Here is a 24,364-nt window from a genome sequence, read left to right on the forward strand (position 1 = left end):
CCGCGTGCGATTACTTGCTGGCCCAGGCGTTGAAGCGCTCCTCAAGTTCTTCGCCATGATCGACCCAGAACGCCACGTCCATCGACAGCGCGCCCTTCAGGTTTTGCGGCGCGGTGGGCACCCATTGCGCGAGTTGGCTATCGAGTTTGGCGGCCGCTTCGGTATTGGTCGGGCCGTAAGGAATCTGCTCGACGTACTTGACCTGAGCGTCCGGCTGATTGGCGAAGGCGATAAAGCGCTTGGCCTGATCGACATGTTTGGAGCCCTTGATGATCGCCCAGTAATCCATGCCATACAGGCTGCCCGGCCAGACCAGCCCGAGGTGACTGCCGCTTTGCGCGGCGGCGGCCACCCGTCCGCTGTAGGTTGAAGTCATTACCACATCCCCGGCGGTCAACCATTGCGCCGGTTGCGCGCCGGCCTCCCACCACTGGATGTAAGGCTTGAGTTCTGTGAGTTTGGTGAATGCACGGTCGACGCCTTGCGGAGTGTTCAGCACGGAATACACGTCCTCGACTTTCACGCCGTCGGCCAGCAAGGCGAATTCCAGGTTGTACACCGCGCGTTTACGCAGCCCGCGCTTGCCGGGGATTTTCTGCACGTCCCAGAAATCCGCCCATGACGTCGGGGCCTGCGCCAGCTTCTGCGTGTCGTAGGCAATCGCCACGCTCCACACCAGCGCCGCCGAACCGCACGCTTGTGCCGCATCGGGAATCAATTGCTCGACGCGGCCGAGTTTGCTCCAGTCGAGTTTCTCGTACATGCCCTCATCGCACCCGCGCATCAAGTCCGGGCCTTCGATCTGCACCACGTCCCAATCGGCATTGCCGGTGTCGACCATCACTTTGATCCGGGCCATCTCGCCGTTGTATTCGCTCTGGATCAGCTTGCTGTGATCCGCGACGCTGAACGGCTGGAAAAACGCCACATCCTGGGCTTTCTGGCCGGCACCGCCGTAACCCACCACGACCATGTCCGGGGCGGCCTGAGCGCTACCGAGCCCCATGGCGAGGGACAGGACCAAGGGATAAAAACCGTGCTTGAGCGTATTCGATTTCATCGGTGGTTCCTCTTGCAGGTGCCACGCGACCCACGCCGCCGTGACCCATTTTTATTGTTGTGAGGTTCGCCCCAGGTGCGGGCGCCAAATGAATCTACTGCGAGCACCAGTAAAAAAACAAGTTGATTTTTTACTGAAGGTAAATTTCTATAGGCAAATAATAACAACGCCGAAAACCCGGCCTTTCGGCTTCAGCCAGCCTGGAGTAACCGCACCATGCCGTCCTCTTCCGCCGCTTTTGCACACCTGTTCGAACCCTTGCAGTTGCGGGGCAAACGCCTGAAAAACCGCATCATGTCCAGCGGTCACGACACCTCGATGCCCACCGACAACCTGGTCAATGAGCAGCTGATCGCCTACCACACCGCACGAGCCGAAGGCGGTGTCGGGCTGATCGTGTTGCAAGTGGCCGGGGTGCATGACAGTGCGCGGTACACCTCGCACGTGCTGATGGCCACTGACGATGCCTGCATCGAGGGATATCGCAAAATCGCTGAGCGTTGCCATGCACATGGCACCGTGGTGCTGTCGCAGATCTTCCATCCGGGTCGGGAAATCATGGAGTCTAGCGATGGTCTGCTGGCGGTCGCCTACTCGGCTTCGGCGGTGCCTAACGAACGATTCCGGGTGATGCCGCGTGCGCTGGATCAGGCGATGATCGACGAGATTGTCGCCGGTTATGCCGCCGCCGCCCGGCGTTTGCATCAGGCCGGGATCGACGGAGTGGAAGTGGTCGCCAGCCATGGTTACCTGCCGGCGCAGTTCATCAACCCGCGGGTCAACCGTCGCACCGATGGCTACAACGGCGACCTGGAGCAGCGCCTGCGCTTTTTGCGCGAAGTGATTGCCGCCGTGCGCGCCAGCACCGATGAACACTTCATTATCGGTCTGCGCATCTCCGCCGATGAGCGCGATCCCGAGGGGCTGACTGAAGACGAGTCCTTGTCGGCCGTGCAATTGCTGCAACCGAGTTTGGATTACGTGCACATCGTCGCGGGCACCTCGGCATCCTTGGGTGGCGCGGTGCATATCGTGCCGCCGATGGCGATCGAGGCCGCGTATCTGGCGAAGGAAGCCGGAACGTTCAAGGCCGGCCTATCGATTCCGCTGTTCGTGACCGGGCGCATCAACCAGCCGCAGGAGGCCGAGTTGATTCTGTCCCGCGGTCAGGCCGACGTTTGCGGCATGACCCGCGCCCTGATCTGCGACCCGCAAATGCCCAACAAGACCGACACCGGCCACCTCGAAGATGTGCGCGCCTGCATCGCCTGCAATCAGGCGTGCATCGGCCACTTCCACAAAGGCTTGCCGATCTCCTGCATCCAGCACCCGGAAACCGGGCGCGAGCTGATTTTCGGCCAGCGGCAAATGACGGGGCAACGTAAACGCATCATGATCGCCGGCGGCGGCCCAGCCGGGATGAAAGCCGCTGCCGTGGCCGCTCAGCGCGGACATGACGTGACCCTTTACGAAGCCAGTTCGCAACTCGGCGGCCAGGTATTGCTCGCGCAACTGCTGCCCCGGCGCAGCGAATTCGGCGGCGCCAGCACCAACCTGCAACGTGAAATGGAACTGGCCGGCGTGCGCGTCGTGCGCAACACCCGCGTCGACCGCGCGCTGGTGGAACGCGAACGGCCGGACGTAGTGATCGTCGCCACCGGCGCCGAGCCGTACTGGCCAGCGTTCGAGCGCGGCGGCGAATTGCAGGTGGTCGACGCCTGGCAAGTGCTGCGCGAGGAAGTGCCAATCGGCCGCTCCGTGGTGGTGGTCGACTGGCGCTGCGACTGGATCGGCCCCGGCATCGCCGAACGCTTGGTACGCGCCGGGCATCAAGTGCAACTGGCGGTCAACGGCACCCATTGCGGGGAAAACCTGCCGCTGTACGTGCGCGATCAACTGGCCGGCGAACTGCACAAACTTGGCATCCCGATCACCCCCTACGCCCGCCTGTATGGCTGCGACGACAACACCGTCTACCTGCAACACACCGCCAGCGGCGAACCGATGATCTTCGAAAACATCGACACCCTGGTGCTCTGCCAGGGCCATCAACCGGTCGACACCCTCGGCGCAGAACTGCAAGGCCTGGTGGAGTTTCGACGCATCGGCGACTGCCTCGCCCCGCGTACCGCCGAAGAAGCCATTTACGAAGGTTTGAAAGTCGCCTGGGAGCTTTAAGGCTGTTTATACTCCGGGGTTTTGACAGATCCCGGTTTGGAGCACGCCATGAGCAACAGCAGCAAGATGCAGCCTGCCACCGGCGCGTCCACACCGGACAGCGCCAGCGCTGAGCCGCACTTCCTCGGCACGCGAATTCGTGGGTTGCGTAAACGCCGGGGCATGACCCTGGCCGAATTGGCGCAGATGAGCGAATTGACGGCGGGGTACATCAGCCAGCTCGAACGCAACCTCGCCTACCCTTCCATTCCGGCCCTGTTCAACATCGCCCGGAGTCTGGGCGTGACCATTCAATGGTTCTTTGCCAGCGAAACGCAAACGGCGCCGGAGGATGACGGCATCGTGGTGCGTAAAAACTCCCGGATGAGCGTGCATTACGAAGACGGCATCGTTGATCACCTGCTGACACCACAGCCGAATCGACAATTGGAAATGCTGCATTCGCGGTTTCCCCCTGGGACTTATAGCCAGCAGAGTTATAGCCATGAAGGGGAAGAAGCGGGGTATTTGCTGTCGGGGAGTTTTGAGTTGTGGGTCGGGGAGCGGCACTTTTTGCTGGGTGAAGGCGATAGTTTCAGCTTTTCCAGCCAGGAACCGCATCGGTATGGGAACCCTGGAGATGTGGATGCGGTAGTGATTTGGGTGGTGACGCCGCCGACGTTTTGAGAGGGGCTGAATAACACCCTCTCACCGTTGTTTCTGCTGGGTTGAATCACCAGCGGGCAGTATCAACGTTTGTTCCTCAGTCAGCGCCACATCGTTCTCATGCTCCGCTTGAGGCGCGGGCTTGGCAGGGACAAAACGGGCCACTAAACGCTTCACCGTCCTTTCAATCAGTGAAAGGAATCCAAAAATGATGAAGCCGAAGATCAGCCCGGTCACCAGAATGCTCAACGGATGTATTCCCGTGGCGTCAGGGCTGTCCAGCATGTAGTAAAAAGCCTGGAAACCAGCAGCCGCACAGGCCGCTACGGCTGCAGCCAGCTTCACTCCCAACCAAAACCGTTGCCATTTGTTCATGCACTCCCCCGCTATCCGGTGATTTGCTCTGTGTGCATGATAGCTAATGACGTGGAGGTGTCTTGTTTCTGTTGTCGTCAGGCATGCGCCTCACGATCTGGAACGTCCCGGGTTAGCCCTAGATATAAACGACATCTTCGCTCGGTACCCAATGCAGGATGCGGGCAAGATCATGCCACGGGTAGTGCTGGGGGTCCGCGCGAAGACAACTGCTCTCATGGGGGAATGGCAAGTTGGCTTCACTGGCTTTTTGCCCGCTGCCACAGGACGTACAGCGCAGATAGACACCACTCAAATACCAGTGACGGGAAAACTTCAATACTTGGTTATCTAGCCCTGTCAGTCTTGGCGGTGGGAGCTTTTCAGCCAACTCGAACTCGTCATTCATTGCGTGAACGTCCCCAGAATTGCGCCGCCAGCAGTTGAAGGCGCTCGGCCAGTTTGGCGACATGGGCAGCAGTCGTGTGGCTCTGGCTACTGGCAAGCACGTTACTTTGGGTGGCTTGACTGATACTTTTCAGGTTGCACTGGATACTGTCACCTACCGCGCTCTGCTCCTCCACGGCGGTGGCTATTTGCACACTCATGTCGCTTATTTCACCGACTCGTTGGGTGATCCCATCCAGCGCCCGGGCGGCAAACAGTGCCTGTTCAACACTGGTTTCGGCCTTGCTGTGGCTACGCTGCATCGCGACCACCGCATCCCCCGTGGAACGCCGTAAGGTATTGATGGTTCCCTGGATTTCTGCGGTGGATTGCTGGGTGCGCGTAGCCAGCCCGCGCACCTCGTCGGCGACCACGGCGAAACCACGCCCAGCCTCGCCGGCGCGAGCGGCCTCGATAGCGGCGTTGAGGGCGAGCAGGTTTGTCTGTTCGGCGATGCTTTGGATGACCTCGACTACACGGTTGATTTCCTGGCTATGTTGTTCCAGTTGATAAATCACTGCGCCGCTCTGTTGCACCTCGCTGGCGAGGCTGTCGATGTGCTGGCGGGTTTGCTCGACCAGTTGTCGACCTCGGTCGGTTTCTTGATTGGCCAGACTCGCGGCGCTGGCGGTGAGCTGAGCGTTGCGCGCCACTTCCTGCACACTGCTGGCCATCTGGGTTATGGCGCTGGACACCTGAGCAGTTTCCCCTTGCTGCTGTAGGGTCGCGCAGTTGTTGTTGTCCACTGCGGCGACGAGCTCTTCGGCTTCTTTGTTCAGCTGACGGGCCGAGTCGGCAATGCGGCCGACGACTGCCAGCGTCTCGGCTTCAAGCATTTTCAGGGTGAAATCGATCTGTCCAAATTGGTCGCTGCGGCCGCTGTAGAGCATTTGGCTTAGTGGGTTATCGGCGATATTTTTAGCTTTTCTGGCAAGGGCGTCCAAGGGGCGCAGGCTGTAGCGCAGCATGCCTGCGAGCAACAAACTAAGTAGTGGCGCAGCGATAACCACCATGTTCCAGGCGAGGGCACCGACCATGCCAAGGACGGTAAAACCGAGTAGGTTCAGCCCAGTGCCGGCGAGTGCTACGCGCATGCCGACAGACAGTCGTGACGGCGTCAGGTAGCGTATTTTTTTACCGTTGCGCAACTGTGCATAGAGATGTTCGGCGGCGACTACCAGTGCTTTCGGCGGGAGCGTTCGAACCGACTGGTACTCTACTATTTCACCATTGCGCTGCATCGGCGTGACGTAGGCGTTGACCCAGTAGTGGTCACCGTTTTTACAACGATTTTTTACAAGGCCCATCCACGAGCGTCCGGCCTTGAGGGTCTGCCACAGGTGTGCGAAGGCTTCTGGCGGCATATCCGGATGACGCACGATGTTGTGATTGACGCCGACCAACTCGGCCTCACTGAAACCGCTGATGTTGATGAAATCCGGATTGACGTATGTGAGGGCGCCCTTGGGGTTGGTAGTTGAAATAATGTTCGCATCGACGCTGAACTCGACAGCACGACCACTGACCGGAAGATTGATTTTCATTATTTGCCTCCTTAGCTGATGGATACCGCTGGGTGCCTGCTGTACTTACTGCAACGGGCACCCAAGCCCCTCGAAACTGTCTTCGCCGCTGAATAACCGTTGCATCTGCGCAGCCGGTCGTGCTCGGCTGAACCAGTAGCCTTGGCCGTAGTGGCAGCCTTCACTGATCACAAAGTCGAGTTGTGCCGGGCTCTCGATGCCCTCAGCCACCACTTCCAGGCCCAGGCTACAGCCGAGGCCGATGATCGCCTGGCTGATCGCGCTCTTTTTGTGGTCGTACGGGATGCCGCCGATGAAGCTTTTATCCAGCTTGAGGATGTGCAGCGGAAAGCGCGTGAGATAGCCAAGCGAGGAGTAACCGGTGCCAAAATCGTCCAGCGCCAACAACACGCCAAGGCTGGCCAATTCGTTCAGACAGGCCAATGTGTCCTCGTCGTCGTGCATCAGTTGGCTTTCAGTAATCTCCAGGATCAGGCTGGCGGGTGGCAGGCCGCTTTCTTGCAAGATGTCGATTAGCCGGAGGATGAAGTCGACTTGTTGCAATTGGAGGCTGGAGATGTTGACCGAACAACGCAGGCTTTCATGACCGGCCAGTTGCCAGAGGCGGGTCTGCTGACAGGCTTGGCGCAATACCCATTCGCCGACGGGGATGATTTCCCCCGACTCCTCCAGCGCCGGGATGAACTCCAGTGGTGAGATCAAGCGTTCGCCATGGCGCCACCGCAACAGCGCTTCGCCCCCTGACACGAGGGGTGCCCCTTGATCAAGACGATAGATCGGCTGGTAGTGCAGTTCGAATTCATTGTGTTTCAGCGCCTGGCCCAGAGCGGACTCCAACTCCAGATGGTGCTGTGCGGTGTCTTGCAACGCCTCGCTGTAGTGGGCGAACCGCGCCTTGCCGGCAGACTTGGCTCTGTAGAGGGCCAGGTCGGCGGCCTGGAGGACATCCAGCGCCTTGCCGTTATCATGTAATGGCGCGATCCCGATGCTGGCACTGACCACCAGGGTCCTACCGTCCATGTGCAGCGGTTGATGCAGGTTGTCGAGAATGCGCTGGGATATTTGCTCGGCGTCGCGGCCGCAAGTGAGTTCATGAAGCAATACGATGAATTCATCTCCACCGAAGCGGAATAGCTGATCACTGGGGCGCAGAGAGTCTCTCAAGCGCTGTGCCACTTCTACCAGCACTCGATCACCGACGTTGTGGCCAAGGCTATCGTTGATCAACTTGAAGCGGTCGAGGTCGATGAACAGCAGCGCCTCCTGGACACCTCCCTTGCGCTGTTTCATGAAAGTTTTCTGCATTTGCTCATCAAGGCGCGTTCGGTTGGCCAAGCCGGTCAGCGGGTCATGGTGGGCGGCATGTTTAAGGCGCTGCTCGGCATCCTTTTTTGCACTGATATCGGTCTGTGAACCGGCCATGCGCAGTTGGCCCGGCGTCGTCGCTTCGGCGACCCCACGCACCAGTACCCAAATATAGCCACCGTTGTTTTGGCGGATGCGGTACTCATGGTGAACAAAGGAAGTCTGCCCCTGTAAATGGGCATCGATGGCTTGGCGAAAATCCGGCAAGTCGTCCGGATGCACACGACCGAACCAACTGGCGCTACTCTCGCCGACGCTGTCGCGGCTGAGGCCGAGCATGTTGGCCCAGCGTTCGGAAACATACAGTCGATCCAGATCGACATGCCAATCCCAGATACCGTCGTTGGCACCGCGTAGCGCTCGGGCGAAGCGAGCCTCACTGTCCTCCAGAGCCTTGTGCTGGGCCGCACTGTAAGTGTCGATGGCCAGAGTCATGTCGAAAAAAACCGCTTTCAACAGACTTGAATAGAGCGTGGTGTTTTGGCAGTCGCCGAACACACTTGCAAGCATGTCGTTGAGGTATAGACGATAGGCGCCCAGATACCACTTCAACTCCAGGCCGACCTGCTGGTGGATCACACCGATGCGCAGACGGCCGTTGACGTACTCGTCATCGTAAGGCCCGCCCCACAAACACTGGTAATACTCGACCTGGCTGTGCTTCAGTCGGGCGGTGACGTCCGGTGCGCGAAGCAGCACAGACGGAGTAGGAAATTTCGCCAAGTGACCGTACAAATGATCAACGAAAGCCTGCTGAGCCGAGGCCATATGCGGGGCTGCTGCGCCGAGACGTTCGCCATCTTCGGCACTCCAGTCGAGAAAGCGGAAACGCTCGACGATCTCCTCGTGATCGAGACGGATGCGCCTGAGCAACTCCGTCAGATCTTGTGTCACCTTCATTCTCACTCCCCGGTGTTTGTACGGATGACTTTTTACTGACAAAAAAAAACGCCGTGACAACCAGTTCTTGACCAGAACTGGTTGTCACGGCGCTTCGTCTTCCAGGCCCATTGTCCTGCTCGGCAAAGCCGGCCCCCGCCTTGGGCGGAACCTACTAATGGCATATTTACATCATTCTGGGCTGTCTGACAATTTATCTAGCAATGCCTRCAATCGTCGTCGTAGCAACCCCAGTTCGCGAGATTTGAAGGCATGTCTTGTCTGCTCTAAAACCTCTGTAGCTTCGAGCAAAGCGGACTGTATCCGCCCGGTTGGTCCCAATTGCCCTTCACCGAGCCAGCGGCAAAACGGCGCGGCAGTGCAATTACCCGGCGCGCTCAGCACCTCGCAATCTGGCGCTATCTGAACCAAGAGAGGGCGCAATTGATCGGCTAGTTCACGATCATTGCAGATAACTCTGGCTGTCTGGTTGGACTCGTACATAACACATCATCCCCATAAGGTTGATGTGCTGTTTACAGCACTGTTCTTGTCATTTTATTGACTAAAATCAATGTTGTAGCCGTTGCTTTGGATTCTCTATTTACCCTGTGAAACTCATCACTCTTCATTCCATTCAGGGAGCCGGGAGGGGAGTCCGCGAAAGCACAAAGCCATGCTGGTCCAAAAAAGTAGGGGCCGGGATTTTTTCAGAAACACAGAAACGAAAAAGCCCTGAATAATCAGGGCTTTTTCGTATATGTAATGGCGGAGAGATAGGGATTCGAACCCTAGGTACCGGTGAAGGTACAACGGATTTCGAATCCGTCCCATTCGGCCACTCTGGCATCTCTCCAACGGCGCGCATCATAACAACACTTTCGCCGGAAGCGAACCCCCTTTTGCGATTTTTTTCCGTGCTATCAGATGCTTGCGTCGATTAAAGCGGTACGCCCAGACGATTGGCGACTTCTTCGTAGGCTTCGATGACGTCACCGAGGCCCTGACGGAAGCGGTCCTTGTCCATTTTCTTGCCGGTGGCCTTGTCCCACAGGCGGCAGCCGTCCGGGCTGAATTCGTCGCCCAGGACGATGGAGCCGTCGTGGAATACGCCGAATTCGAGTTTGAAGTCGACCAGCAGCAGGCCGGCGTCGTCGAACAGTTTGCTCAGGACTTCGTTGACCTTGAGCGACAGTTCTTTCATGCGAACCAGTTGCTCGGCGGTGCCCCAACCGAAAGCCACAACGTGGGATTCGTTGATGAACGGGTCGCCCTTGGCGTCGTCCTTCAGGAACAGTTCGAAAGTGTAAGGGTTGAGCTTCATGCCCTCTTCGACGCCCAGGCGCTTGACCAGGCTGCCGGCGGCGTAGTTACGCACGACGCACTCGACCGGGATCATGTCGAGTTTTTTCACCAGGCATTCGTTGTCGCCCAGCAGTTTGTCGAACTGGGTCGGCACGCCGGCGGCTTCGAGTTTCTGCATGATGAAGGCGTTGAACTTGTTGTTCACCATGCCTTTGCGGTCGAGCTGCTCGATGCGCTTGCCGTCGAACGCCGAGGTGTCGTTGCGAAACAGCAGGATCAAGCGGTTAGCGTCGTCGGTCTTGTAAACCGATTTGGCTTTGCCGCGGTAGAGTTCTTCACGTTTTTCCATGATGGGCTCCGCTTGCTAAGTAGGTGGGCTAGGCGATGTGTCGCCAGTCGAGCCCTGAATCTTGATCGGCCAGTTGCAGCCAGTCCGGGTCGCACCCGAGGGTGTCGACAAAACATTGCCGGGCCAGCTGCGGCAGGTTGTTCTTGCTGCTCAGATGGGCCAGGACCAGGTGTTGCAGGCCTTGCCAGCCCAACTCAGACACCAGGAATGCCGCCTGGTGGTTGTTCAAATGTCCCAGTTCACCGCCCACCCGCTGCTTGAGAAAGTACGGGTAGTGACCGCGAGCCAGCATGTCACGGCAATGGTTGGACTCGATCATCAACGCATCGAGGTCACGATAGCCGTCCAGCACCTTGTTGCAATACGAGCCCAGGTCGGTCAACAGGCCGAAGCGCCGCTCACCGTCACTGAAGACGTATTGCGTCGGTTCCTGTGCATCGTGGGCCACGGCAATGACGCCGATGCTCAGTGCGCCGATCTGCAGTTGCTCGCCGCCAGCCAGAAGGCCAGCCGGTTCAATTGGTTTGCGCATCCCGCGCAGGGTCCCGCGACTGAGGTAGACAGGCAGATTGTAGCGCCGAGACAGCAAACCCACGCCATGCACGTGGTCGGCATGTTCGTGGGTCACGAGTATCGCGCTCAACTGCGCCGGATTCACACCCAGGCGCAGCAGGCGTTTTTCGGTTTCTCTCAAGGAAAAACCACAATCCACCAGCACATACGTGTCATCGCTGGCTACCAGCGTGCCGTTCCCTTGGCTACCGCTGCCGAGAACGGCAAAACGCATGTGATCAGCCCAGTTTGTCCTGAATCTCACTCAACACTTTACGCGCCACGTCTGCCGGCGCCACGGTGTTGATGTTTTTCTCGACGGTGACCTGGACGTTTTCACCGACCTTGCTCAGGCGAACCTGATAACGCTCGGCACGGGCTTCAACTTCTTCCTTGCTCGGCGCGCTGCCGAACAGGCTGGCGAAGAAACCAGGCTTCTCGTCTTTCTTATCGGCTTTCTCGGACAGGTTGATGTAGTACAGGCCCAGGCTGCGGTTGATGTCTTCAACACGCCATTCGCCCTGTTCCAGCGCACGACCGACGCTCGACCAGGCACGATCCAGGTCTTTGCCGACGTTCAGCACCGGGTTACCGCTGCCGTCTTCGCTCAGGCTGACGCGACTTGGTGTATCGAAATCACGCGAAGCCAGCATCGAGACCGAACCACCCTTCTCCGAGATGCGGCTCATGCTGGCGAGCATGTCGTCGACCAGCGCCGCGTCCAGGCCGGTGTTGACCGAACGGTTGGTGAAGTCCACGTCGGCCGTGCTGCCGGCAGGACGCTCGGCGCTGACCACATAGACTTCACTGGTGTTGCGCTGCACGCCCGGCTCGATACGCACCCGCACGCGGGTTTGGCTTTCGGTGCTGACACCGGCTGCGCTCAGACGCTTGGCCATCGCGGCGGACAGTTCGTCGGAATGTTGCCAGGTGGTAGTAAATTCGCCGGTTTGTGGACGCTGTTCATCCAGACGGAAACCGTTGTCCTGGAAGAACTGCACTGCCACTGGCCAGACTTCAGCCGGCGGGTTCTGCGCCAGGATAGAGCGCGAATCGCCGGTTTTCTGCAAGGTGTAGGCACTGGCTTCGACAGAGGCCGACAACGGCTGCGGACGAGGAACAATGTATTCGCCCTTGACGGTGTCATCGGCCACGTTACGCGGGATCGGCAGCAGCGGATCCAAGCGTTTGGCGTCGGTGATATTCGGTGGCAATTGCATTGGTGCAGTCTGTTGCGCTTCCAGGTAATCGCTACCACGGTCACGGAAATAACCTTCCGGGCCCCAGACCCATCCACAGCCACTGGTGCTGGAGATAATCAAGGCAAGTGCGGAAAGTCCGGCCATTCGCTTCATGCGTTGTACTTCCTCAATTAAACCAGGACGCTGCACTGGCGCAGGGCCGTGCGAAGCGTTTCATGACAAGGTGCGCTCAGCCAGGTCAGCGGCAGGCGAATGCCTTCGTGCATCAGGCCCATCTCCACCAAAGCCCACTTCACCGGAATCGGGTTGGCTTCAATGAACAGGTCCTTGTGCAGCGGCATCAATTTTTCGTTGATAGCCCGTGCGGTTTCGGCGTCGCCCTTGAGCGCGGCCTCGCACAGGTCGGCCATTTCGCGCGGTGCGACGTTGGCGGTGACGGAGATGTTGCCCTTGCCGCCCATCAGGATCAGCTCGACAGCAGTCGGATCATCGCCGGACAGCACGATGAAGTCCTTGCTCACGCCATCAAGGATTGCCTTGGCACGCTTCAGGTCGCCGGTGGCTTCCTTGATACCAATGATATTCGGCACGGTAGACAGGCGAATCACGGTCTCGGCCTGCATGTCGCAGGAGGTGCGGCCTGGAACGTTATAGAGGATCTGTGGAATGTCGACCGCTTCAGCGATGTGCTTGAAGTGCAGGTACAAGCCTTCCTGGGTCGGCTTGTTGTAGTACGGAACGACCAGCAGGCAGGCGTCGGCGCCGGCTTCTTTGGCATTGCGGGTCAGTTCGACGGCTTCGCGGGTCGAATTGGCGCCGGTGCCGGCGATAACCGGAATGCGACCGTTGACCTGCTTGACCACTGCCTTGATGACAGCGATGTGTTCATCGACATCAAGGGTTGCCGACTCGCCGGTCGTACCGACCGCGACAATGGCATGAGTGCCGTTTTCAAGGTGGAAGTCCACGAGTTTGCTGAGGCTGTCCCAGTCAAGACGCCCTTGTGCATCCATGGGTGTGACCAGTGCCACCATACTGCCCGCAATCATGAAACCGCTCCTGCCGGAAAAAGAGAGCCGTAATGGTACTGGCGCCAAGATGCTTGCACAAGCAAAGTACTGCGCTGCCGCCATTCCCCTTGGCGTTGCTTTTCGCTACCCTTCAGACTTTGATCGGTACTGACTAAGGTCGTACGCCAGATTCCAGCCTCCAGTTACGACATCACAAGCCCCGATCCAGCGTTGCCGCCCCGCGCTCCTGCCACACTGGAGCATATTGCAACCTTGGGCCCGGGCCTTTTGAATTCGCATTCGCAGGCTCGTTCCCGGTAAAAACCCTCTTGGACGTATCGACCGCTCATCGCTTTAGGAATGCTGCATGTCCACCCCCACAGTTCGCGAACAATTCCTTGTCATCAGTGCCCTCGGCGCCAACCCCATGGAGCTGACTAACGTCCTGTGCCGCGCCAGCCATGAAAACCGCTGCGCCGTAGTCACGTCCCGCCTGACCCGTCATGGCGAGTGCAGTGCGTTGATCCTCGAGATCTCCGGTAGCTGGGACGCCCTGGCGCGCCTGGAAGGCAGTTTGCCGAGCCTCTCCAAAAAGCATGCGTTCACCGTCAACGTGGTGCGCAGCGCTGCCCTGGAGAACCGTCCTCAGGCCTTGCCTTACGTGGCTTATGTCAGCTCGGCCTATCGCTCGGACATCATTAACGAGCTGTGCCAATTCTTCATGGACCACAACGTCGAGCTGGAAAACCTGACCTGTGACACGTACCAGGCACCGCAAACCGGTGGCACCATGCTCAACGCCACGTTTACCGTAACCTTGCCGGCCGGCGTGCAGATCAGCTGGTTGCGCGATCAGTTCCTGGATTTCGCCGACGCGCTGAACCTGGATGCCCTGATCGAGCCGTGGCGCCCACAAAACCCAATGTAAGGAAGCTTTCATGGCCGTTGCCATCGACCAACCGGTTGCCGACTTCGAAGCACCCGCCACCAATGGGCAGACCGTCAGCCTCGCGGGCCTGAAAGGCAAGCAGGTGGTGATTTACTTCTATCCGAAGGACAGCACGCCGGGTTGCACCACTGAAGGCCAGGGCTTTCGCGATCAGCTTGAAGCGTTCAAAACGGCCAACACCGAAGTGTTCGGTGTGTCGCGTGACAGCCTCAAATCCCATGAAAACTTCAAGGCCAAGCAGGCGTTCACCTTCGAGCTGATCAGCGACAAGGAAGAAGCACTTTGCCAACTGTTTGACGTGATCAAACTGAAAAAGCTTTATGGCAAGGAGTACATGGGCGTTGATCGCAGCACGTTCCTGATCGACAAGGACGGCGTGCTGCGTCAGGAATGGCGCGGCGTAAAGGTGCCGGGGCATGTGGATGCCGTGCTGGCTGCTGCTCAAGCGCTGAACAAGGCCTGATTCATCTGGCGCCTGTTCCGACGCTATCGCGAGCAGGCTCACTCCTACATTAGTTGGCCGAGTTGTTTTGACTGACGCGATCTAATGTGGGAGCGAGCCGGCTCGCGAAGAGGCCATCAGCCTCACTAAAGAATTAAAGCAGCGGCGCGACTTCCGGCTCTTTGCGTGGCCACGCATCCAGCACGGCTTTGAACAGCGTCGCCAGCGGAATCGCGAAGAACACCCCCCAAAACCCCCACAACCCACCAAACAACAGCACCGCACAAATGATTGCAACCGGGTGCAGGTTGACCGCTTCCGAAAACAGCAACGGCACCAGCACGTTGCCGTCCAGCGTCTGGATAATCCCGTAGACCGCCATCAAGTAGATGAACTGATCACTCCAGCCCCACTGGAACAGGGCAATCAGCATGACCGGCACGGTCACCACCACGGCACCGACGTACGGCACCACCACCGACACGCCCACCAACAAGGCCAACAGCGCTGCGTAGTTCAGCCCAAGAACCACAAAACCGATGTAGGTCACGCCCCCGCAAATGAAAATCTCGATGACCTTGCCGCGAATGTAATTGGCGATTTGCCGGTTCATTTCGTGAGCGACGCGGGTGATCAGCGCCCGTTCACGGGGCAGGTAGCCCCGCACCCACTGGCCGATCATCTCCCGGTCCTTCAAGAAGAAGAACACCAGGATCGGCACCAGGACGAGGTAGATCATGATGTTGACCAGCAGCGGCAAACTCGACAGAGAGAACGTCAGCGCCCACTGGCCGAATTTGCCGATTTCGCCGCGCGCCACTTCAATGGCCCGCAACACCTGCTCATCGGACACCAGATGCGGATAGCGCTCGGGTAGCAGCAATAACAGCGACTGCCACTTGACGAGCATGCCGGGCAACTCGTTGAACAGCGTGATCAGTTGATGCCAGAGCAGCGGCACGACGACAACAATGAAAACCAGCAACACCCCCATGAACAGCGCAAAGACCAGCCCCACCGCCACGGCGCCGGGTATACGCAGACGTTCGAGGGTGACCACCAGACCTTGCATGAGATACGACAGCACCATCCCGGCGAGCACCGGCGCGAGCATGCCACCCAAGGTGAGGACAGCCGTGAATGCCAGAACCAGCAGCACGGCCAGCACCACGGCTTCTTCATCGGAAAAATAGCGCTGAATCCAGTCGCGTAACACCTTGAACATCGATATTCCTTAGAAACGAACGCAGCCGGTTTCAGGCTTTTTTTAACCAGTAGCGGTAAACACCCGCCTCATCTTCTTCGCGAAGCAGCGTATGACCGGCCAATCGGGCAAAGGTGCGAAAATCGCGCTGAGAACCCGCATCCGTGGCGATGACCTTGAGCACCGCGCCGCTGGCCAGGCGATTGAGCTCCATCTTGGCCTTGAGCAGCGGCAATGGACAATTCAGGCCGCTGGCGTCCAGTTCGGCGTCATGGGCTACTGTGTCAGTCATTGCTTCACTCCGGGTCTGGTGGTTGAGTTGCCTAGAATATCTGGTCGCAAGCCAAGTGTCCGGCTACAGTAAGGTCTTTGTCGACTAAGGCTTTGTGCATGACTTTTTTGCGCCCTACCCTGCTGACGCTCGCTTGCCTGCTCGCCTCACCGGGCTTTGCCGACGACCTGCCGTCACTCGGCGACGCCAGTTCTGCCATCGTCTCGCCGCAACAGGAATATCAGTTGGGCCGTGCCTGGCTGGCGCTGTTGCGCAGCCAGGTCGCGCAGCTCAACGACCCACAACTCAAGGATTACGTCGAATCCAGCGTTTACCGACTGGTGGAAACCAGCCAGGTCAATGACCGGCGCCTGGAGTTCATCCTGATCAACAGTCCACAGCTCAACGCCTTCGCGGCGCCCGGCGGGATTGTCGGGGTCAATGGCGGCTTGTTCCTCAATGCGCAGACCGAGGGCGAATACGCGTCAGTACTGGCTCACGAATTGGCTCACTTGTCGCAACGCCACTTTGCCCGTGGCGTTGAAGCCCAAAAGCGTATGCAGGTGCCGATGATGGCCGCCCTGCTGGCCGGGATCGTGATTGCGGCGGCCGGTGCTGGCGATGCGGGGATTGCGACCATTGCCGGTACGCAAGCGGCGGCGATTCAGGAACAGCGGCGTTTCTCGCGTCAGAATGAACAGGAAGCCGACCGGATCGGTATCCTCAATCTGGAAAAAGCCGGTTACGACCCACGCTCAATGCCGAGCATGTTCGAGCGCCTGGGGCGCCAATACCGCTATGACGCCAAGCCACCAGAATTTCTGCTGACTCACCCGGTTACCGAATCGCGGATCGCCGACACCCGCAACCGTGCCGAACAAGCCCCACAGGGCGGCATTGAAGACACGATGCGTTATCAGCTGATTCGTGCGCGGGTCCAGTTGATTTATGAAGAAACCCCTGGCCTGGGCGCCAAGCGCTTCCGTGCCTTGCTTGAGGAAAACCCGAAAAACGATGTCGCGCGCTACGGTTTGGCGATCGCACAAATCAAGGGTGGCCAGCTCAATGAAGCTCGGGAGAACCTCAAGCTGCTACTGGCAAAATCACCGAATGAGATCATCTACAATCTGGCGCAGGTCGATTTGGACATCACCAACAATCGACTGCCGGACGCTCAATCACGCGTCGACCGGATGCTCACGCAATACCCCGGCAACTACCCGCTGAATCAGATACGTGTCGATTTGCTGCTGAAACAGAACCGCACCGCCGATGCTGAGAAGGCCCTGGAAGGCCTGCTCAAGTCGCGCCCGGACGATCCGGATGTTTGGTATCAGGTGGCGGAGACTCGCGGCCTGTCGGGCAACATCATCGGCTTGCATCAGGCTCGCGCAGAGTACTTTGCGCTGGTTGGCGACTATCGCCAGGCCATTCAACAGCTCGATTTCGCCAAGCGTAAGGCCGGCAGCAACTTCCCGCTTTCTTCGCGTATCGATGCACGTCAACGCGAGCTGATGGAACAGGAGCGCATGATCAAGGACATGATGGGCTGACGCTCAGCAAAATCCAGGCACAAAAAAACCGCCTCTTTCGAGGCGGTTTTTTATTCAGTCGACAACCGGTTTATTCAGCCAGTTTGAAGGTGATGAAGCTGGCACGACCTTGACGCAGAACCCGCATCGATACCGAACGGTTCTTCGGCAGTGCCTTGGCAATCTCGGTGAACTCCTTACTGGAGCCGATGGCCTGGTTGTTCAGGTGAGTGATGATGTCACCCGGTTGCAAGCCAATCAGGGAGGCAGGGCCTTCCTGCACTTCCTTGATCACCACACCACCTTTGAGGTCGTAGGTTTTCTTCTGCTCATCAGACAGCTCGGCGACGGAAACACCCAAACGATTGCTGCTGATTTCAACGCCCGATTTAGGCGTTGCATCCAGCTCTTTGCCTTCGTCAGGAATCGCGCCAACCGTCAGCTCGACGTTTTTGCGCTTACCTTCGCGAATGACTTCAAGATTCGCCTTGGCGCCCGCCTTCAGCGCACCCACCAAGTGTGGCAGATCGGCCGACATGATGATCGGCTGACCGTTCATGCTCAGAATGACGTCACCGACTTGCAGACCACCCTTGGCCGCCGGGCCGTCATCCTGGATTTGAGCCACCAGCGCACCGGCCGGTTTCTCTAGACCAAACGACTCGGCCAGGTCCTTGTTCACTTCCTGAATCACCACACCCAACCAGCCTCGGCTGACTTTGCCGCCGTCTTTCAACTGGTTGGAAACATCCATCGCGACATCGATAGGGATCGCGAACGATACCCCCATGAAGCCCCCGGAGCGGGTGTAGATCTGCGAGTTGATCCCGACCACTTCGCCATTCAGGTTGAACAGCGGACCACCGGAGTTACCCGGGTTGATCGGCACGTCGGTCTGGATGAACGGCACATAGTTTTCGTTCGGCAGGCTGCGCCCGATGGCGCTGACGATGCCTTGGGTCACGGTGTGGTCGAAACCAAACGGCGAACCGATGGCGACAACCCACTGACCGGCTTTCAGGTCCTGGGATTTACCCAGTTTAAGGACCGGCAGGTCCTTGCCTTCGATTTTCAGCAGCGCCACGTCGGAGCGCGGATCAGTGCCGACCAGTTTGGCCTTCAGCTCACTGCGATCAGCCAGACGGACGAGGATTTCGTCGGCATCGGCGATCACATGGTTGTTGGTCAGAATGTAGCCATCAGGCGAGATGATGAAACCCGAGCCCAGAGACTGCGCCTCACGCTGGCGATCACCGCGAGGGGAGCGCGGCTGAGGCATGCCCCGCTCGAAGAACTCGCGAAGCGCTGGTGGCAGGCCTTCAAGGTCCGGCATTTGCCCGGACACTTTGCGGTCCGGCAGTTTCTGGGTGGTACTGATATTCACCACGGCAGGCGAGGCCTGCTCGACGAGCTGGGTGAAATCAGGCAACTCGACTGCTTGAACAGCAGCCGCCTGACCGAGGACCAACACGGTGGCAAAAATGGAAAGGTAAGACTTCAAGCGTGGTATCGACATACGGCTCCCGTTACGACGAGCATGGTTAAGCGATATGGAGCAAGGAACACCGGGAACAATACGCCGGTATTTTTGTTCCGGGAACAACAAAACAAGGCCAGAGCCGTGAGGCTCTGACCTATAGAAAAATTCTGGTTTGTTTGCAACTTGAAATGCTCACCAAACATTTCGAAATCGGCTCACTACTGGGTTGCAGTGGCATCGTTGCGCATGGAGAGCGCGATCCGTTCAGCTGTGCCAATCGGAATCTCACCGACCACGGTCACCATCATTTCGCCTTGAGGCGTGGTCAGGCGCCGGGATACAGCAACGGTTGGTCCCAATTGTGTGCGAGTGTCCGTCACAGTTGCGCCATTCAATGGCTCGAGAAATACCGAGAACCGCGCCAGACCGTCGTCATACATCAGGCTATTGACCTGGGTCTTGGTCTGCGGATCCTTTCTAGCACTGCTGCTGGTCAACTCGAAACCGGGTGGTAACCAGTCCGAATGCCAGACTTGAGCCACTTTAACGGCGGAAGCCTTGTCACTGTCAAAAGTGATGGCCTTACATTCGGCGCCGGGCTGTAAATCCTGGTCTGATGGCACTTCGGCGGTGTCCAGTTGCGTGAACTGGAATCGCTCCAGCAACTGCCCTTTGTCATTGAGTAGCAATGACTTGAGCGGCAGGCCGGTCTCTTTATCCAAATGAAGCTCAAAACCGTATCGGTGCTGATCACGTGGCGTCAGTGAAACAATCACCGCTGCACGACCAGCCACACGCGACTTGCCAATGACGGCAAGGTCATACCAATTCTTTAACTTTTGGGGATCCAGTGCACGAGCAGCGGAGTTGGGAGTATCCCCAAGTCCTGCTATCAGGGTGCCGCTAACGCATTGAGTATGCCCATCAATGCGTACGACTTCCTGTGCGGAGCCGTCAAGCTGGAGTAAACGCTCTCGGACTTTGCCATCCTGGACGCGATGCCAGATGTTATGGGTAGAAAAACTACCGTTACGCTCGTAAACGAATGTGCCGTGAAAGCTTTGCTGTTGCTCGGCCTGACCCAAGCGGGTCAACCAGTCCTGGGCTTCATCAGCGTGGGCTGGAACAACAATCCAGCCTGCGAGCAGAAGCGAAAGTAGAGGTATGGAGCGCATGATCCTCCTTAACGGTTTTCCAGGCTTGCTGCACGAGCATAAGGCAGCGCACTTTCAGTGCCTTTCAATGCAGCCTGTTGAGCATGTTGGCGCAAGTAGCTTGGCAGACGCTGATCGTGCCAGCCTGGCTGACCTTGCAATACGCCGTTGGCCATAGGGCCAGTGGCTTCCGAACTCTCATTGTAGCCTGCCAATACAGCTGGACCCTTGACCTGAGGAACGGCCAGACCCGGTTGATTGGATTGCTGAGCCAGTTCTACACCAGCGATCTCGTCCTGATTGTACAAACGAACGCCAGCCAGCACAGCAAGTGTTACCGATGCAGCGACTGCCAGACGACCCAGGCTGCGCCAAGGACCACGGGAAGCTTTTGCCGGCACGGCTTCATCGGCCAATGCAGCCGATACTGCCGCAGCGATATCCAGGCGTGGAAGCAACAAGTCCTTGTGCATGACTGCCCGAGCGATTTGGTAACGAGCCCAGGTTTCACGGGTTTCAACATCGTCAAAGGCATTCAGTACCCGACGCAATTCCAGTTCGTCCGCTTCGTTATCCATCACTGCGGACAGCGATTCCTGCAGGGCTTCACGACTCATGGCGTTCCTCTCTTGGCTATCGCCGCTGTCTCAGTTTTCCTGCAACAACGGCTGCAGGGCTTTATCGATGGCCTCCCGGGCGCGGAAAATCCGGGAGCGCACGGTACCCACCGGACACTGCATGACTGCCGCAATGTCCTCGTAACTCAGACCATCGAATTCACGTAAAGTTAATGCCGTACGTAAATCTTCTGGCAGTTGCTGGATGGTTCGATGGACGGTGCCTTCGATCTCATCCCGCAGCAACGCGCGTTCTGGCGACTCGAGATCCTTGAGGCCATGATCGCCATCGTAGAACTCTGCATCCTCGGAACTGACATCGCTATCCGGCGGCCGGCGGCCGCGTGAAACCAGATAGTTTTTCGCCGTGTTAATGGCGATGCGGTAAAGCCACGTGTAAAACGCGCTGTCCCCGCGAAAATTTCCAAGTGCACGGTATGCCTTGATAAAGGCTTCTTGTGCCACATCCTGGGCTTCATGGGTGTCGTGCACGAAACGCACGATCAACCCGAGAATTTTGTGCTGGTATTTCAGCACTAGCAGATCGAAAGCACGCTTGTCGCCGCGTTGAACGCGCTCGACCAGCTGCTGATCCTCTTCCTGGGTTAGCATGAACACTCCTCGATAAGCTCGGAGGAGGCTTGCATTACTAAACGACCGGACTTGCAAACATAGACTCGGGCTTTTCGCAAAAGTTCTCCCCCTCCAAGCAAGTTTCCTGCGCGCTCTGATTCGGCACGCACGAAAAACGCAGCGCGAGATTCCCCGGCTGCGCGAATAATCTTGTCATCGGATTCGCCGGCAAGGATCCAACCCGCAGATCCCGCACCTGAAGCCGACACTGTCCCTTGAATCAGGCAACCGTCTATTGATCTTGAGCCCTTGGCAAAAGTTCCAAATATTTATAACCAGACGGCACCGACATTGTGCAACCGTGAATAGAAAAATACTGTTAAATCGACGATACAGTCGTCTTGTCGTCGAACCGTTCAAAAAACCATCCGACGAAGCGTCAGGTTTTTCCCGTCACAGTAGTTTCACAATGCCATGTGTGCACGGGTATTGTGCCGCCCCACCCCTCTATATACTAGTGGGCTGTGTGGCCGCCCTGACTCGCCGTTACAGCAGTCTCGCGCCAACCCCGACCCGGGTCGCTTTGAGCGGAATCCTGAAATGAGCCAACAGTTTCAACACGATGTTCTGGTCATTGGCAGCGGTGCTGCCGGTTTGAGCCTTGCGCTGACCTTGCCTGGTCATTTGCGCATTGCGGTACTGAGCAAAGGCGACCTCGCCAACGGCTCGACATTCTGGGCCCAGGGCGGCGTTGCAGCCGTTCTGGATGACTCCGATACCGTCGAGTCCCACGTCGATGACACCCTCAACGCCGGCGGTGGCCTGTGCCATGAAGACGCTGTGCGTTTTACCGTCGAGCACAGTAAAGAGGCGATCCAATGGTTGATCGACCAAGGCGTGCCCTTTACCCGCGATGAACAATCCGGCACCGAAGACGGCGGCTTCGAGTTTCACCTGACCCGCGAGGGTGGCCACAGCCATCGGCGCATTATTCATGCTGCGGATGCAACGGGTGCTGCGATATTCAGAACACTACTGGCCCAAGCCAGGCAACGCCCGAACATCGAATTGCTGGAACAGCGGGTCGCGGTGGACCTGATCACCGAAAAACGCCTCGGCCTTGAGGGCGACCGCTGCCTCGGCGCCTATGTCCTCAATCGCGGGACCGGCGAAGTCGATACCTACGGCGCACGCTTCGTCATACTCGCCTCCGGCGGCGCGGCCAAAGTCTACCTGTATACCAGCAACCCCGACGGAGCCTGCGGCGACGGCATCGCCATGGCCTGGCGCTCTGGCTGCCGGGTGGCGAACCTGGAATTCAACCAGTTTCACCCCACCTGCCTTTACCATCCGCAGGCAAAAAGCTTCTTGGTCACCGAGGCCCTGCGCGGCGAAGGTGCGCACTTGAAGCTGCCCAATGGCGATCGCTTCATGCAACGCTTCGACCCGCGCGCAGAACTGGCACCACGGGACATCGTGGCCCGGGCCATCGACCATGAAATGAAGCGCCTGGGTGTCGATTGTGTCTATCTGGACATCAGCCACAAGCCCGAAGCGTTCATCAAGACCCACTTCCCGACGGTATACGAACGCTGCCTCGAGTTTTCCATCGACATCACCAAGCAACCGATTCCGGTAGTGCCAGCGGCGCACTACACCTGTGGCGGCGTGATGGTTGATCAAAACGGTCGCACCGACGTACCGGGGCTGTATGCCATTGGCGAAACCAGTTTTACCGGACTGCACGGCGCCAACCGCATGGCCAGCAACTCGTTGCTGGAGTGCTTCGTTTATGCCCGTTCGGCGGCAGCGGACATTCTTGAGCAGTTGCCGCACGTGTCGATTCCAGTCGCCCTGCCCATTTGGGATGCGAGCCAGGTGACCGATTCCGATGAAGACGTGATCATCGCGCACAACTGGGATGAACTGCGGCGATTCATGTGGGACTACGTCGGCATCGTGCGCACCAACAAGCGCTTGCAACGAGCCCAGCACCGTGTGCAGCTATTGCTGGACGAAATTGACGAGTTCTACAGCAACTACAAGGTCAGCCGTGATTTGATCGAATTGCGTAACCTGGCTCAGGTAGCGGAACTGATGATCCAGTCAGCCATGGCGCGCAAGGAAAGCCGCGGGCTGCATTACACCCTCGACTACCCCAACATGCTCCCGGTTGCCCTGGACACTATTCTGGTGCCGCCCACCTACGCCGACTGAACGTGAGGCGAACCCGCAGGCGTCGGTGCACATCCGCCGCCTGCGAGTCGCGGGGTACGCAGATCGACCTGATCCGCCGTTCGCCGCGCAGGCGAAACCGCAGCACCACGATCAAAGGCAGCGCCAGGCTGTCCGGGCGCAACTGCACGGCTTGCCAACCCGCGGCCCGATTCCACAATTGCCAGCCATCGGCGACCCGGCGCAAGCCGCAGAAGGCCTGTGGGTGTTTGAGCAAGATCTGTCTGGGTAACACCCAAAAACCGTGAGCCGCGCACAGCGCAATGCCGAGCAGGCTGGCCCAGGCCGGTATGGATAGAAGAATCAACGAACCCAGCGCGAACAGCTGGGCCACACCATACGCCGCCAGCAACTGCCGAGAGGCATGCCAGCGGCATTCGAACATATTACTTGGGCTGGACACGGTCCAGGATCATGCGAACCATGCGCTGAAGCTCTGGATCTTCCGATTCGGCGCGCTCCATGAACCAGCCGAACATGTCCTGATCTTCGCATTCGAGCAGCCGGACGTAACAGGCACGATCTACTTCGTTGAGGTGCGCATAAACTTCTTTCACAAACGGCACCAGCAACACGTCCAACTCAAGCATGCCGCGGCGGCTGTGCCAGTAGAGGCGATTCAGTTCAACATCTTCGACCATGGAGCGCTCCTCAAATAGGCGGCAAGTATACAGCCCCGGACAGTGTCGAACAGTCGGCTTTGGTCGGGCACCACCTCCTTTTGTGAACTACCCATTTCCAGGGCGCCACCTTATGATGTCCCCCAGACTCTTTACCCTGCGATGACTCATGGCCGATTCTGCTTTTTTCTGCACCCTGTCTCACGAAGGCGTTCTCGCGGTCCGCGGCGTGGATGCTGGTAAATTCCTGCAAGGCCAATTGACCTGCAACCTCAACTACTTAAGCGATACCCAGGCCAGCCTTGGCGCACGCTGCACGCAAAAAGGCCGGATGCAGTCGAGTTTCCGCATCCTGCTGGAAAGCGACGGCGTTGTGCTGGCCATGGCTACCGAACTG

22 protein-coding genes, 1 tRNA gene and 1 pseudogene are annotated in these 24,364 nt (G+C 58.2%); 7 read left to right on the plus strand and 17 right to left on the minus strand.

Annotated features, from left to right (window positions below; translation table 11 throughout):
• Positions 1-10: 10 nt before the first annotated feature.
• Entirely contained in the window at positions 11-1,060 is a 1,050-nt protein-coding gene (locus tag AC1D2P_RS16315; protein ID WP_046029562.1) for an ABC transporter substrate-binding protein, read from the minus strand.
• Positions 1,061-1,276: 216 nt separating this feature from the next.
• Here AC1D2P_RS16315 and AC1D2P_RS16320 point away from each other — a divergent pair, with 216 nt between their 5' ends.
• Both AC1D2P_RS16320 and AC1D2P_RS16325 read left to right on the plus strand, forming a co-directional pair.
• On the plus strand, positions 1,277-3,238 hold the full coding sequence (locus AC1D2P_RS16320) for an oxidoreductase (RefSeq protein ID WP_477758070.1): 1,962 nt from the start codon (positions 1,277-1,279) through the stop codon (positions 3,236-3,238).
• Between the two features lie 66 nt (positions 3,239-3,304).
• Entirely contained in the window at positions 3,305-3,904 is a 600-nt protein-coding gene (locus AC1D2P_RS16325) for a cupin domain-containing protein (RefSeq protein WP_109787420.1), read from the plus strand.
• A gap of 21 nt (positions 3,905-3,925) precedes the next feature.
• Here AC1D2P_RS16325 and AC1D2P_RS16330 read toward each other — a convergent pair whose 3' ends face one another.
• The 8 genes from AC1D2P_RS16330 to dapA form a co-directional block, all read right to left on the minus strand.
• Positions 3,926-4,258 (minus strand): hypothetical protein, encoded by a 333-nt coding sequence (locus AC1D2P_RS16330; protein WP_046029554.1) that lies wholly within the window; start codon positions 4,256-4,258, stop codon positions 3,926-3,928.
• Between the two features lie 380 nt (positions 4,259-4,638).
• The gene (locus AC1D2P_RS16335; protein WP_109787403.1) at positions 4,639-6,228 is read right to left on the minus strand and encodes a methyl-accepting chemotaxis protein; all 1,590 of its coding nucleotides are present in this window, start codon (positions 6,226-6,228) and stop codon (positions 4,639-4,641) included.
• Between the two features lie 45 nt (positions 6,229-6,273).
• The gene (locus AC1D2P_RS16340) at positions 6,274-8,493 is read right to left on the minus strand and encodes an EAL domain-containing protein (RefSeq protein WP_477758069.1); all 2,220 of its coding nucleotides are present in this window, start codon (positions 8,491-8,493) and stop codon (positions 6,274-6,276) included.
• A gap of 745 nt (positions 8,494-9,238) precedes the next feature.
• Positions 9,239-9,328 (minus strand) — tRNA-Ser (locus tag AC1D2P_RS16345).
• 84 nt (positions 9,329-9,412) lie between these two features.
• Positions 9,413-10,126, minus strand: a complete 714-nt coding sequence (purC, locus tag AC1D2P_RS16350) for a phosphoribosylaminoimidazolesuccinocarboxamide synthase (RefSeq protein ID WP_007944067.1) — start codon at positions 10,124-10,126, stop codon at positions 9,413-9,415.
• Between the two features lie 28 nt (positions 10,127-10,154).
• Positions 10,155-10,913 carry an MBL fold metallo-hydrolase gene (locus AC1D2P_RS16355; RefSeq protein ID WP_077430728.1) on the minus strand — a complete coding sequence of 253 codons (759 nt, stop codon included), beginning with the start codon at positions 10,911-10,913 and terminating at the stop codon, positions 10,155-10,157.
• Positions 10,914-10,917: 4 nt separating this feature from the next.
• Positions 10,918-12,033, minus strand: coding sequence for an outer membrane protein assembly factor BamC (gene bamC, locus AC1D2P_RS16360; RefSeq protein ID WP_477758068.1), 1,116 nt, complete (start codon positions 12,031-12,033; stop codon positions 10,918-10,920).
• A gap of 17 nt (positions 12,034-12,050) precedes the next feature.
• Positions 12,051-12,929 carry a 4-hydroxy-tetrahydrodipicolinate synthase gene (dapA, locus tag AC1D2P_RS16365; RefSeq protein ID WP_007979774.1) on the minus strand — a complete coding sequence of 293 codons (879 nt, stop codon included), beginning with the start codon at positions 12,927-12,929 and terminating at the stop codon, positions 12,051-12,053.
• A 328-nt stretch (positions 12,930-13,257) separates the two neighbouring features.
• On the opposite strand from dapA, the gene AC1D2P_RS16370 reads away from it, so the two are divergent.
• Both AC1D2P_RS16370 and AC1D2P_RS16375 read left to right on the plus strand, forming a co-directional pair.
• Positions 13,258-13,818, plus strand: coding sequence for a glycine cleavage system transcriptional repressor (locus AC1D2P_RS16370; protein WP_027925530.1), 561 nt, complete (start codon positions 13,258-13,260; stop codon positions 13,816-13,818).
• 10 nt (positions 13,819-13,828) lie between these two features.
• Complete coding sequence (locus tag AC1D2P_RS16375; protein WP_046029517.1) at positions 13,829-14,302, plus strand: peroxiredoxin; 474 nt, start codon at positions 13,829-13,831, stop codon at positions 14,300-14,302.
• A gap of 133 nt (positions 14,303-14,435) precedes the next feature.
• On the opposite strand, the gene AC1D2P_RS16380 is transcribed toward AC1D2P_RS16375, so the two are convergent.
• Complete coding sequence (locus AC1D2P_RS16380; RefSeq protein ID WP_046029516.1) at positions 14,436-15,506, minus strand: AI-2E family transporter; 1,071 nt, start codon at positions 15,504-15,506, stop codon at positions 14,436-14,438.
• A gap of 31 nt (positions 15,507-15,537) precedes the next feature.
• The gene (locus tag AC1D2P_RS16385) at positions 15,538-15,777 is read right to left on the minus strand and encodes a sulfurtransferase TusA family protein (protein ID WP_046029515.1); all 240 of its coding nucleotides are present in this window, start codon (positions 15,775-15,777) and stop codon (positions 15,538-15,540) included.
• Between the two features lie 98 nt (positions 15,778-15,875).
• On the opposite strand from AC1D2P_RS16385, the gene AC1D2P_RS16390 reads away from it, so the two are divergent.
• Positions 15,876-17,309, plus strand: coding sequence for a M48 family metalloprotease (locus AC1D2P_RS16390; RefSeq protein WP_109787401.1), 1,434 nt, complete (start codon positions 15,876-15,878; stop codon positions 17,307-17,309).
• A gap of 70 nt (positions 17,310-17,379) precedes the next feature.
• Here the strand turns inward: AC1D2P_RS16390 and AC1D2P_RS16395 are convergent, their stop codons facing one another.
• The 4 genes from AC1D2P_RS16395 to rpoE form a co-directional block, all read right to left on the minus strand.
• A complete protein-coding gene (locus AC1D2P_RS16395; RefSeq protein WP_109787400.1) occupies positions 17,380-18,804 on the minus strand; it encodes a DegQ family serine endoprotease in 1,425 nt (474 codons plus the stop codon).
• Between the two features lie 182 nt (positions 18,805-18,986).
• Positions 18,987-19,943: a MucB/RseB C-terminal domain-containing protein gene (locus tag AC1D2P_RS16400; protein WP_109787399.1), complete on the minus strand. Its 957-nt coding sequence runs from the start codon at positions 19,941-19,943 to the stop codon at positions 18,987-18,989.
• Between the two features lie 8 nt (positions 19,944-19,951).
• A complete protein-coding gene (locus AC1D2P_RS16405; protein WP_046029509.1) occupies positions 19,952-20,539 on the minus strand; it encodes a sigma-E factor negative regulatory protein in 588 nt (195 codons plus the stop codon).
• Between the two features lie 30 nt (positions 20,540-20,569).
• Entirely contained in the window at positions 20,570-21,151 is a 582-nt protein-coding gene (rpoE, locus tag AC1D2P_RS16410) for an RNA polymerase sigma factor RpoE/AlgU (protein WP_007944079.1), read from the minus strand.
• 561 nt (positions 21,152-21,712) lie between these two features.
• Here rpoE and nadB point away from each other — a divergent pair.
• A complete protein-coding gene (gene nadB, locus AC1D2P_RS16415) occupies positions 21,713-23,329 on the plus strand; it encodes an L-aspartate oxidase (protein WP_109787398.1) in 1,617 nt (538 codons plus the stop codon).
• On the opposite strand, the gene AC1D2P_RS16420 is transcribed toward nadB, so the two are convergent.
• Positions 23,298-23,750 (minus strand): protein YgfX, encoded by a 453-nt coding sequence (locus tag AC1D2P_RS16420; protein ID WP_109787397.1) that lies wholly within the window; start codon positions 23,748-23,750, stop codon positions 23,298-23,300. The two genes, nadB and AC1D2P_RS16420, sit on opposite strands and share 32 nt — an antisense overlap.
• Positions 23,734-23,988, minus strand: a complete 255-nt coding sequence (locus tag AC1D2P_RS16425) for an FAD assembly factor SdhE (RefSeq protein ID WP_077430733.1) — start codon at positions 23,986-23,988, stop codon at positions 23,734-23,736. Before AC1D2P_RS16425 ends, AC1D2P_RS16420 begins: the two co-directional genes overlap by 17 nt.
• Positions 23,989-24,136: 148 nt before the next feature.
• Between AC1D2P_RS16425 and AC1D2P_RS16430 the strand changes: the two are divergent.
• Positions 24,137-24,364: pseudogene (locus AC1D2P_RS16430) on the plus strand (CAF17-like 4Fe-4S cluster assembly/insertion protein YgfZ); the annotation flags it as partial.

The sequence above is a fragment of the Pseudomonas sp. P1_F1_2 genome (genome assembly GCF_056405815.1).